This is a genomic window from Mucilaginibacter lutimaris, assembly GCF_042676625.1.
Classification (GTDB): domain Bacteria; phylum Bacteroidota; class Bacteroidia; order Sphingobacteriales; family Sphingobacteriaceae; genus Mucilaginibacter; species Mucilaginibacter lutimaris.
Genome location: NZ_JBHTIA010000024.1, coordinates 1 through 11,466, shown reverse-complemented (window position 1 = coordinate 11,466; position 11,466 = coordinate 1). Strand labels below are relative to the sequence as shown.

General features: G+C 41.4%; 7 protein-coding genes. 5 read left to right on the top strand and 2 right to left on the bottom strand.

Translation table 11 applies throughout. The features are described 5' to 3' along the window. Positions 1-181: 181 nt before the first annotated feature. On the top strand, positions 182-997 hold the full coding sequence (locus tag ACFQZI_RS19955; protein ID WP_377145655.1) for a hypothetical protein: 816 nt from the start codon (positions 182-184) through the stop codon (positions 995-997). On the opposite strand, the gene ACFQZI_RS19950 is transcribed toward ACFQZI_RS19955, so the two are convergent. Next, positions 975-1,223: a hypothetical protein gene (locus tag ACFQZI_RS19950; RefSeq protein WP_377145653.1), complete on the bottom strand. Its 249-nt coding sequence runs from the start codon at positions 1,221-1,223 to the stop codon at positions 975-977. The genes ACFQZI_RS19955 and ACFQZI_RS19950 overlap by 23 nt on opposite strands. Positions 1,224-1,319: 96 nt before the next feature. Here ACFQZI_RS19950 and ACFQZI_RS19945 point away from each other — a divergent pair, with 96 nt between their 5' ends. The 4 genes from ACFQZI_RS19945 (at position 1,320) to ACFQZI_RS19930 (ending at position 11,100) form a co-directional block, all read left to right on the top strand. Continuing rightward, the gene (locus ACFQZI_RS19945; RefSeq protein WP_377145651.1) at positions 1,320-1,598 is read left to right on the top strand and encodes a helix-turn-helix domain-containing protein; all 279 of its coding nucleotides are present in this window, start codon (positions 1,320-1,322) and stop codon (positions 1,596-1,598) included. A 1,092-nt stretch (positions 1,599-2,690) separates the two neighbouring features. Continuing rightward, entirely contained in the window at positions 2,691-5,801 is a 3,111-nt protein-coding gene (locus ACFQZI_RS19940) for a hypothetical protein (RefSeq protein WP_377145649.1), read from the top strand. A 114-nt stretch (positions 5,802-5,915) separates the two neighbouring features. After that, positions 5,916-10,343 (top strand): DUF6443 domain-containing protein, encoded by a 4,428-nt coding sequence (locus ACFQZI_RS19935; protein WP_377145647.1) that lies wholly within the window; start codon positions 5,916-5,918, stop codon positions 10,341-10,343. Between the two features lie 4 nt (positions 10,344-10,347). Beyond that, positions 10,348-11,100, top strand: coding sequence for a hypothetical protein (locus ACFQZI_RS19930; RefSeq protein WP_377145645.1), 753 nt, complete (start codon positions 10,348-10,350; stop codon positions 11,098-11,100). 57 nt (positions 11,101-11,157) lie between these two features. Here ACFQZI_RS19930 and ACFQZI_RS19925 read toward each other — a convergent pair whose 3' ends face one another. Then, on the bottom strand, positions 11,158-11,328 hold the full coding sequence (locus ACFQZI_RS19925; protein WP_377145643.1) for a hypothetical protein: 171 nt from the start codon (positions 11,326-11,328) through the stop codon (positions 11,158-11,160). Positions 11,329-11,466 lie beyond the last annotated feature (138 nt).

Here is an 11,466-nt window from a genome sequence, read left to right as displayed (position 1 = left end):
CGGGAATCAGTGTCCCGTTATAGCGGAATGTGAACGCATCTGCAACGCGTGGACAATGGCAGCCTTTTCATCGGCGACCCAGGAAAGCCTAAAGCGGTATTTTCAATATCAGTTACAGGAACTGACCGGAATTTGCGTTGAACTGGCTAACGACGCAGATCACTGCTTATCAACGGGTGCGTTGTCCCTGATCGACCATCTATGGCTATATTATCGTTCGTATGTTGATGTCCCCCTTACGGCTCCTGCCATTTACCGCTGCCGGTTCGAGGCACACATTAGCGGGCAAAAAAGGGAATTAACCGAACGCCTGTATGCGGCTTCGCTCGATCTCAAACTCAAAGATTGCCTGCTCACCTTCCTGGAAGCGTTAACAACCGATAGCACCTTCCAATTTCTGGACTACTTCAGCATATGGGTAAGTGAAATGTCCTGCGTAGATTTTACAGGGCCGCGTTTGCACGAAACCCTTGAACTGTTAAATTTCAATGATCTGTCTTATTACCAGTACCGGCAACAGATCCTGGCGGGTTGCACGGCACCAGCCGCGGAAAAGATCGGTTACCTCCATGCAGAAAGGTCCCGGTTAATAGCACTGCCCTTAACCGATGGTCTGGCCTGCAACCCCCGTTGGCCCTCCTTAAAGTCAATGCTCTGCGGCTGGATGGCCGAAGAGATCGCTTTCCTGAACGAAATGCACAAATTAACTGCAAATGAGGTGTTCTCAGCTCAGCCGGAAAAATACCCTTTGAATGTATCGGTCGCGCATCTGGCCTGCTTTTTAAAAGTATTTGTAATGTCTGATCTCACAGGCACCCGCAACCTGAGCCGGTTATTTAACTTTGTTGCCGACCACTTTAGCAGTAAACGCCAGGGAAGAATATCTGCAAGGAGCCTGAGCAAAGAGTATTATGGTACAACGCAGGTGACGGCAGCCAAAGTGCAGGGAATGCTGGAGCGCATGATCGGGGAGATCAACCGCCTGTATTTTCCTTAGGTAACCTGCCCTCCAGTAGATACAACGCTTTTTTGTCCTGTAAAAATGTGATCAGTTCGCTGAGCCAGTGAAATGTGAACCCCGGGCGGTGAACCAGCGCTTCCGGGCCGGTGGCGACAATATCTGCGATCGTTACGAAGCTCATTTGCTTACAGCGCTCCACAAAATCGAGGCTTAACCCCAAGTCCTTAAGCGGCTGTTCCTGAATGTCTTTTACAGGTACCATATTCAAAATTCTTTAGGTAAATATACTAATAACTCCAAATATAGAGGTGTCTTTAATGGAGTTATTTTTACCTCGTCTTTTAATTTATTTTACGGTATGGCCAAAAAGGGTTCCCATACCGAAAATGATCCCTGGGATCACGAGTACAAAAAGCTCGGTGAGCGCATCCGGGCGATCCGGATCGCACAGGGATTTACGAGCGCTGAAACCTTTGCTAATGAGCGCGGTCTTGGCAGGGCACAGTATGGCAAGTTCGAGAAAGGAAAGAACCTGAATTATGCCAACCTGCTGAAGGTGCTGCAGGCGTTAAGGGTATCCTTAAGAGAATTTTACAGTGAAGGTTTCGAAGAGCCGCCACGTGGATCCACACACTGAGGCGTTGCCGGTGCCTACGCTTCTGTTCCTGAGAACTAAATGGGCGAGTCTTTCAAATATCAGTTTACTAAGGTCGTCTCGCACAGGTATGGAAGATATCATCCACATCGTTGCTTAAATTATGTTGCTGTACGAGAAGTTTTACAGTAAACAGCTACGTGCAATATAATAATGACGGCACTGTTGTTTATAAAAGTGATGGAACACGGGACATTTACAAATACAGCGTTAAAAACAATATGCTTACGCTTATGGACAATACCGGCAAGCGTATTGATGCTGATAGCAAGATAACCATTACCGCCAAGAGCCTTAACCTGCATCAGGACATTACCTTAAAAACAGCAATGGGACCGGCACCATCGATTACGATTTTGACAAGGTATATTAACCCATTGCTTCGGGGGCTTTTGCGAACATATGTGCAGTATAGGCACCCAAACGCTTTAGTTCATTCGTTGCTTCAAGCAATTCATTGGGAATCGTAACGGTTTTTTTGACTTTTCTATTCACTGATGTAATCTGCACCGACAGCACCTTTATTCATATCTGAGCGTTCAAGGTACCACGGCTGGATAAAAATGCAACCGGCGGTACTACCTCTATGATCATCTCACATATGCTTTGTAAGAATGATTTATATTTTGTAGATTTATAGCGGATAGCAGATCGTATACCTGCTCATTACCTAAGCCTTTTTCATGAAAAAAATCACTTCCCTTCCGTTTTTATGTCCGTTTGTTGCTTTAGTACAACAGTTATCTTCAAAAATAATTTCTACACCGCCAATACCTGAGATAACAGTACTGGCATAGCAACTTCTTGGTAATCAGTTGAGTTTCAAAAAATAAATTCGGTTCGTTAGCCGACATCGGGCAGTTCAAATGTACAAAACAACATTAGACGCTGCATAGGCGTGGGCTCAGTTCGATGAATTTGTGAACTTTTTTATTTACCAGCTATCGAATCTTAAACTGTTGAATACCCTAAATTTTACTAAATGCTTTAGGTCAGGTCACGGCCTATGGTTACATACGATAGCTGATTAAACGCATAAATATTGGACAAGAAAATAATAGAATGTTAAAAGTTATGGCAAAAGAAATCAGTAAAAGTTGGAAATCATCGTTTATCTGGTTGTGGATATCGGTAAACGTCTTAGTATCGTTTACCAGTAAAGGACAAAATTCTGTCAAACAACCTAGCCCGTCTGCAAATTTCTCTAACACATTCAACCCAGATGTAGATCTTTTCACAGGAAAGCTTGATGTGAATTTTAATTTGATTGATTTAAAATTTGCTGGAGAAGACCTATCTGTAAAATTGAAGTACTTATCTGGAAACGGCGTAAAGGTGAGTGAGTTGCCATCTTGGGTCGGATTAGGTTGGGGACTTAATACTCCCGGTTATATTTACCGTGTAATAAAAGGTAAACCGGATGAATTACAGACTTATAAATCAGAGCTAAATATCTTGTACGACTCATTTGGAGACCCAAGTATCTTAGGTTCTATTAAAACTATTCTGACTAAAAGTCTTGCAACAACCCCACATGTGCAAAACAGAGACTATCTCATTAACTATCCGCTTTTGAATACTAATGACTGGAACTCCGTTTCTAAGATCATGTCTTATAAAAGTAGTGATCCGATTTCCAGCTTTTATAGTACAGGTTGGCAGAATCAAGGCTCTGCCTCTAATCCAGCCCCTACTTTTAGAAAAACAGATATTATAACCACAAACATGAATCCAGTGATCGACTTGGTTCCCGATGATTTTATCGTTCAAATCGGAGAGCTGAGTGGTGTTTTTTTTAAAGATTTTACCGGTATGTGGTCTTTTGTATCAAATAATAATCTCACGTGTAAAGTGGAGGTATTTGTGGATGATTACTACATGACCGGAAGTTTAAGAACGCCTGGAGTAATTAATAAAATTGTTTTAACCAGCAGCAAAGGGATCAAATATACTTTTGAAGGTGACTTTGAAAATTCCAAAGTATCGACTGCAGCGCAATATGGTTATTTTATACCACCGAGTGGGAATTATTTTTACGATTTGACGCCCACCCTATGGAATATTGCTAAAGTAGAAAACTTAAACACGCAAGAGCAAATAGTCTTCAACTATAGCCCCTCTTATTATCAAGGATCTAAATTTTATTCAGCCTTCGGTACAAGCAACAATATAATATATAATAATACCACAATCGCTACGTCTTGGAATTCAACCGATTGGAACAGTTACAATGCGAATTATAAAGTGATGCATCAAACAAAAAAGTTGGAATCGATTATTTGTTCAAACGGATATAAAATAATATTTGATTCAAGTCTCTCCAGTCAACTATTAAGTGATGAAAATATACACTCTGAGCAAGAATTTAACCAGGATCCTGTTCTGTATGGTGCAGCATTAAAATATAATTTATACAAGTTGAACAGTATTAGCATTTACAATGAAAGTACGTTAATAAAACAAGTGAAATTTAAATTCAACGAAAAAGCGACCGAAAGGCTTCAGTTGGGGAAAATTGAATTCACGGATGGAACTAACGTATACGACTTTTTTTCATTCAGTTATAATCAGGAGAAGTTGCCTGTGTATGATAGCCGGCAAACTGACCACTGGGGTTATTACAATGGTGTCGACTTTTTTTCAAAATATACAAAAGGCCCTTACAGCGATGCCATATTGACGTCATTTAGCAATTATAAGTTACAGGATGCTGTCTTATCTAAGGCAGAAATTCTTGAAAGTGTATCCTCTGCAAGTGGGGCAAAAAGCGTTTTTGCTTATGAGCCTAACGATTACCATGCTCAGGTAGATGATGATACCAGACAGGTAATACCTCTGCCTTCAGATCAGCCAAATCACGGCGCGGGGCTTAGAATCAAAAATATCACTGCTTCAGATCGCGAAAAGGAATTATTGTCGAAAAGCTATTATTATACCCTCGAGAACGGAACAACGTCTGGTATACTAGCCGTTCCGCCACCGCGATATTTATCGCCTAATCCACCTCTTTCCGATGCGGGCACTTATAGTTTTGACCTCCGGGGCTTTTCAACCAATGTTTCTAATTCAGGTAATGTGACCTATTCAAGGGTAATCGAAAAGGTTGGGAATTTAATAGCCACGATTAATGAGTTCACTAATTTCGATAATTCTTTTGGCGATCAGGTCAGTGCAACTAAAAATTTCACAACGACTGTTTTTGACATTAAAAATGCTTTCCTCGATTTTTCTTTTAAACGAGGTAAATTGAAGTCCGTGAAAAAAATGAGCAATGATCAAACTTTGCCTGTTGAGGAAAAAGTATTCAAATATCAACATGATTTTAGCGATTCGGAGTTTCCTGAGTACAGAGCTATTTACATGTCAAACTCAACTCCTGATTTTTTCTATTCGGCCATCTCATACAAAAGATACCCTGATCTTCTGAGAGAAGTTAAAACTGTAGCAAACGAGAAATCCGGAACTGTCGTAAGCATAAAGAAATTGAAATATGATTCTTACAACAATCTAATAGAAGAGACATCGGAAACTTCGAAAGGGACGCTTAATAAAATTACTTATAAATACCCGTATAATTTTTCTTCAGATGTCTATCAGGAAATGATTTCCAAAAGCTTGCTTACGTCGGTCATCGAACAAACATCCACTATAGACGATAATCGGCAAATATTACTAAGCCGAATCAATTTTGATCGGTTCAACTCAAATAACATCTTACTCCCAAAATCCATGGAGGTTCAGGTTGGCAACGGCCCATTACGAACTAAAGCATTATTTAATAGATATGACCTGAAGGGAAATCTCCTTGAGAAACAGGTTACCGATGGGGCTCCAAAAGTAGTTTATCTATGGAGTTATAAGGGGCAGTATCCGGTAGCCGAGGTGACCGGTAGTGATTACGCTACTGTAACCAGCGTGCTCACCCAGGCTCAGATAGATGCTGCCGCAGACAGCGGTGAGGAAGCTTTAAGGAACCTGCTTAATACGTTGCGCACAGACAGCAGGACAAAAAATGCCCAGACAATTACCTATACATATTTACCTTTAGTCGGCACGGCAAGTTCAACCGATGCTAAGGGCATGACTACCTATTATGATTACGATGATTTTAAACGCCTGATGCACGTCAAAGACAAAGATAAGAACATTATTAGCCGTTACGATTACCACTACCTGGGCTTATAGATCAAAGGCTGTTCAGTAGGAGCAAACCCATCAGAATGTGTCATTCAAGACACTGGGCCGATTAAAATAGTACCAGAGGCTCTAAATCATTCATGTTCAATAAAGCTTATGAAGATGCGAAATATAGTTTACACCGGAACAAAACGGAAAAACAGCAGGATATGGAAGTGTACGATACTCGTACTCATGATTTGCGTTGCCAAGCAACAAGAGGCTGTTGCTCAAATTAGCATTTCGGGTAGCAGGTGCGTTACCGCGGGTCAAACGTACACATATAGCGTAAGCGGTACAACCATTACCCAAGGTTCGCAAACCTATTGGGAGCTTAGCGGTGGTGTCATTACGGAGACCGGCAGTAACAAAGAGACGAGACCTGGCATATCCTCCATTTCGGTTACCTGGAGCAACGGCGGATCAAAGAGTGTCGGTTTGCATATTTACAACGCTAACCTTAGCGCTTCCATCGATGTAGGAGAACTCACGCCTTTATTGCCGGGTAGTATTAGCGGTGATGCTTTGCAAACCGTTGTCTACAAAAGTATTCCTGCGACCATTAATTGCAGCGCTGCATCAGGCGGGGCCTGTCCTCCTGTGGAGGAAAGTTATCAATGGCAGCAAAGTGCCGATCAGTCCCAATGGACGGATATTGCGGGAGCAAACGGTTTAAATCTGAGCTTTAGTTCTGCTATTTATTCAAATACCTATTATCGGAGAAAGGTAACTTCCAATGCTTTTCAAATCGGTTATTCCAATATAGCGACCGTGAATGTTATTCCACCTTTAAAGGGAGGGAAAGCGATTCCGGCTGATCAATATATTTATAGTGGTGCGAGTCCAGGCGCAATCAGCGTGGTGACTACCGGTCTGGATGGAAATTGTGGCGGTAATTATACTTACCAATGGTTCAGTTCGCCTGATGGCGTTATTTATACCATGATCGCCGATGCTACCGGGACATTTTACACACCTTCCACGCTGACGCGGACCACTTATTATCGTCTCGCAATCACCTGCGGGACAGAATCCGCAAGTTCATCTCCTGCAGTGGTCCATGTAAACCTTCCCGGCATTGGCAGCCCCGATCAGAATTATATTCTGACTTCGGTGCCGAGGGCTGGTGGTATTGCTAATCCTCAAAACCCAGCCAACACCAATGTGATGAGGACGGTACAATATTATGACGCCCTCAGCAGACCCTTACAGACAGTTCAGGTGAAAGGTTCCCCGTCAAAGAAAGATTTTATTCAGCCCTACGCTTATGATTTGTTGGGGCGGCAAGTAATGACATATCTGCCTTATGCCACCGCGGTAAGCGATGACGGAAGCTATAAGGTTGATGCACTAAATCCAGGAGCAGGGCTTGACCGATTCTATAACCCGACCGGTAATGGTATTAGTGGAACACAACAGAGTAATAGTATCGTAGTGGTTCCACAGCCATTCGCTCAAACGGTATTTGAGCCGTCGGCATTGAGCCGGGTAGTAGAGCAAGGAGCTCCGGGCGCAGACTGGCAGCCAGCAGCAGGCCATACGAAAAAGATCGAATATACATCTAACAATGAGATCCCGCTTTCTAATACAGCCGGTACAATGCTGGCGATGTTGTATACAACAATTATTAATGCCAACGGCAGCCAGACGCTGGTGTTAGGTAATAATGAGGGTAATTATTATAAAGCAGGCCAGTTGTATGTAACCATTAGTAAAGACGAGAATTGGATAAGTGGCAGAAGCGGCACAACGGAAGAGTATAGAGATAAGGAAGGACATGTAGTGCTGCAACGGACATTTAATGGTGCGGAAGATGCTTTGCAAATCCTCTCAACTTATTATGTTTACGACGACTTGGGTAACCTGGCATTCGTACTGCCGCCGGGTACCTCTCCTGATGGCTCTGTACAAAATGTAGGCACCTTGGGATACAGCTACATTTATGATAAATATAACAGGCTCACGCAGAAAAGAATTCCAGGGAAGGATTGGGAGATTACGATTTACAATAAACTGGATCAGCCGGTAATGACGCAAAATGGTTTACAGCGTGAAAACCATCAATGGTCAGTGATCAAATATGATAAATTTGGCCGTGTCATTATAACCGGTCTGTGGAACGCGGGAACAACGGTTAATATATCAACTTTGCAGGAAAACGTCAACATGCAAGATCAGTGGGATGTCGCTGATAAAAATAATAATTCTGTGAGTTTTCCATTAGGTTATAATATCAAAAGCTTTCCGGTTCCAAGTAAAGTTTTGACGATCAATTATTACGACGATTACCTTTTTCCGGATAAGCCATATAATACCAATTTACCCGGTACGCTTACTGATCCGGTTGGTTTGCTTACTGCTAGTAAGGTCGCTGTCCTGAATAGCCTTGAACAACCTACACCGGATATGCTTTGGTCTGTTTATTATTATGACGGCTTTGGTCGAAATGTTCAAACATTTAAACGACATTATCTTGGCGGTTCTTCAACGGCGGGGAATTACGATGTATCAACCAATACTTATGAAAACATCACCAATTTGCTTACCAATACTAAAAGGGAACACTATACCGGAAATACCTCGGGAGTATTGAAACTGGCCTTAGCAAATAGCTTCAGTTATGATCATATGAATAGAAAACTGGATGCTAAGATTAATATCAATAATTTAGGAGATCAGGTCTTGGTTCATTTCAACTATAATGAGTTAGGGCAAGTTTCTAAAAAGAGCCTTCACGGTATGGGAAGTATGACCGGCACCAATCTACCCACTGATGTGATATTAGGACCTTCGGATGCGTTGAGTCCGGGCCAGCAAAAAACAGTTTTAGCGACAAGTAGTATTCGATTTACGCCGGGTTTCTTTGTAGCCGCAGGTTCGACGTTTAATGCTCAAATATCTACATATTTACAGGATATCGATTATGTCTATAACGAAAGGGGATGGCTGTCAAAGATTAATAATCCTGGTACAGCGGCAACTCCCAATAAACTGTTTGCAGAAGATATTAGGTACAACAATCCTGAGCCGGGCGCAGATGCGCAGTACAATGGCAATATTGCGCAGATGAAGTACATGACCACGAAGGAAACGAACCCGGGTTTGAGAAGCTTTAAATACAGTTACGACAAGTTGAATAGGCTTACTAAGGCGGCCTTTACCGGCGGGCCGGCCAATGATGCCCTTGACGAACAGGTGACTTATGATCAAACAGGTAATATTCTATCGCTCAGCCGTACGGGATTCGGCGCCTCAGGTACTCTATCTTATACGTATAATGGTAACCAACTTGCAACTGTAACGGGTTACAGTCCACGCAGTTATTTATACGACCAGAACGGCAACGCCAAAAGCAACGGAACGGGTAAGGACATCGCTTACAACCTGTTTAATCTGCCACAACTTATCAGTCAGTCAGGCACCACAATTGCGACCTATTACTATGACGGCGAAGGAAACAAGCTACGTGTTACGGGCAATGACGGCGCCCGCGATTATATTGACGGGATCGTATACCATAACAATACCCTGGAGTTTATCGCAACGGAAGAAGGTCGAGCCGTGCCGCCGGCTTCTGGTGGTACTATCTTTACATACGAGTACAACCTCAAAGACCACCTGGGTAACAGCAGGGTAACAATTGACAACTTTAATAGTAAGGGCAGAGTGGTACAGGAGGATGAATATTATGCCTTCGGCTTAAGAAAACAAAGCGGCGGCTACAACTTTTCGCTGGAGAATCGTTTTCTTTATAACGGAAAGGAAATACAGGTCGATCTGGAAAATCAGTACGATTATGGCGCCAGGTTCTATGACCCAGTTATTGGAAGGTGGACCAGTGTGGATCCGTTGGCGGAGTTAGGAAGAAGGTGGTCTCCTTATGTGTATGGTATGAATAATCCTATTCGGAACGTTGATTTGGATGGAATGATTTCAACTGACGCTAATGGTAATATATCATCTGATAATGCCGAAGAAGCACAAGCCATGTTCAGAAGCCTGCAGGCTCAAATGCAAGGCGGAGATAAAGACAAAGAAAAAAACAAGAAAAAGGGTCCTGTAGTTTCAGAAAAGAGAAAAGATCAATCGGACGATATTGGTAATAAGATAGCAGGTTTAGTTTTAGCTGGTATACAAACCGATGTTGCAACTCCAGACCCTACAGACGGAGCTTGGCCTAAATGGGTTGGCGAGGCGGTTGTTGGTGGATTAGCCGTAGCTTATCTGCATTCGAATAGTGACAATAACCCTGATCCTCATCTTGTATATGAAATATTTAGTATGGGGAAAGACGGAGATTATCGAACTGAAAAATATGGTATAACGAGTAGAGCAGATAATGTTGATGGCAATAATGGTAGGCCAGCTTATCAAGTTAATAAATTCAATAAACAAGATCCTACGCGTGCTTATTCATGGGTGGAACGTGCAAGAACTAATGGAAGAATAAGCGCAAAGACTATTGAAGTATTCTTAGTGAGTGCATATGCTACTTTACATCTCGCATTACCCCCAAAACAAGTATCACCAAAACCACTACCTATTAAATAAAAAGATGCAAAAAAGACTTTACATTCAAATTGTTGCAACATCAAATCAGATTGCTGGCTATGAGGTATTTATTAGGTATGCTGCATTTGTAAGTAATTTGTTTACATTTAATTTGCCTGTTGTTACAATTAAACACACTCAAAAGTTATTAATAGAGTTTTCTGATAGTATTATTACAGGGTTTGCTTTTCCTGAAGAAAAAGGTCAAAGCATATATACTATTCAAGAAAAGTTTACATTCGCCGAGTTCAGTAATGCATCGCCATTAGAAAAAAAAAGCATGTTAACTGATAGTGTTTATAAAAGTTTGTTGAACTTATATGAACATATTGGATTAAATTCCTCTGATGTTGAATTAGCATATAAGCAAATTATCACCAATCATTTTATACTTAGTGTTCAACTATGCGGCGGTGTTAAACAAAATAAGAAAGGGGCAATTAAAGCATCTGTAACAGCAGAACACTTTTTAGATTATGCATTAATCCGAGTTACTTTCTCTAACGATAAAAATACCGTTATTCAGGTTGACTTATTTAAGACTGTTCCGGTATATTATATATACACTCAGTTGGTAAATTCAGCAAAGTGGATTAATAACAATGTATTTGCAATATCTAATAACTCTAAAGAGTTTGTTTTAAATATAGAACCTAATGGTTCTTATGCGATAGCCTACAACCCGAAGTTAAGAAGTACTGATGGTTTAAAGGAAGAGATTAAATCTTTAGCAAAGGAAATATTAATCGATTTTTAGTTATAAAAAGCTTAAATGATACTAATCAAAGCCTGGCCTATCGCTGGGCTTTGTTGTTTAATGAGCGTAAGCTTTGCCAGTTTTAGCATCCCTGATAATGGCATTGGCCAGGAAGATAAGTTTATCTTTAACAGAGGGTTCCAGTTCCTCGATCTCATCAATAAGTTTTAAGGTCTGCTTATCAAAAGCGGCCTTATCACTACCGCCGGCCAAATAATCCAAAGACACTTCCAAAGCATCTGTAACCCTCCCTTAGTTCGGACAGTAGTTAAAAAGACTAATTTATATGTTATTTACGTTTTCTCTTTAATAAATAGATTATTAGACTGATTGCGATAATGGTTGCTAAAATTTCCCACAACGAGA

Bases quoted from the DNA above. Each gene is read 5' to 3' on its own strand.
- ACFQZI_RS19950 (WP_377145653.1), bottom strand. From the start codon at position 1,223: ATGGTACCTGTAAAAGACATTCAGGAACAGCCGCTTAAGGACTTGGGG.
- ACFQZI_RS19945 (WP_377145651.1), top strand. From the start codon at position 1,320: ATGGCCAAAAAGGGTTCCCATACCGAAAATGATCCCTGGGATCACGAG.
- ACFQZI_RS19940 (WP_377145649.1), top strand. From the start codon at position 2,691: ATGGCAAAAGAAATCAGTAAAAGTTGGAAATCATCGTTTATCTGGTTG.
- ACFQZI_RS19935 (WP_377145647.1), top strand. From the start codon at position 5,916: ATGCGAAATATAGTTTACACCGGAACAAAACGGAAAAACAGCAGGATA.
- ACFQZI_RS19930 (WP_377145645.1), top strand. From the start codon at position 10,348: ATGCAAAAAAGACTTTACATTCAAATTGTTGCAACATCAAATCAGATT.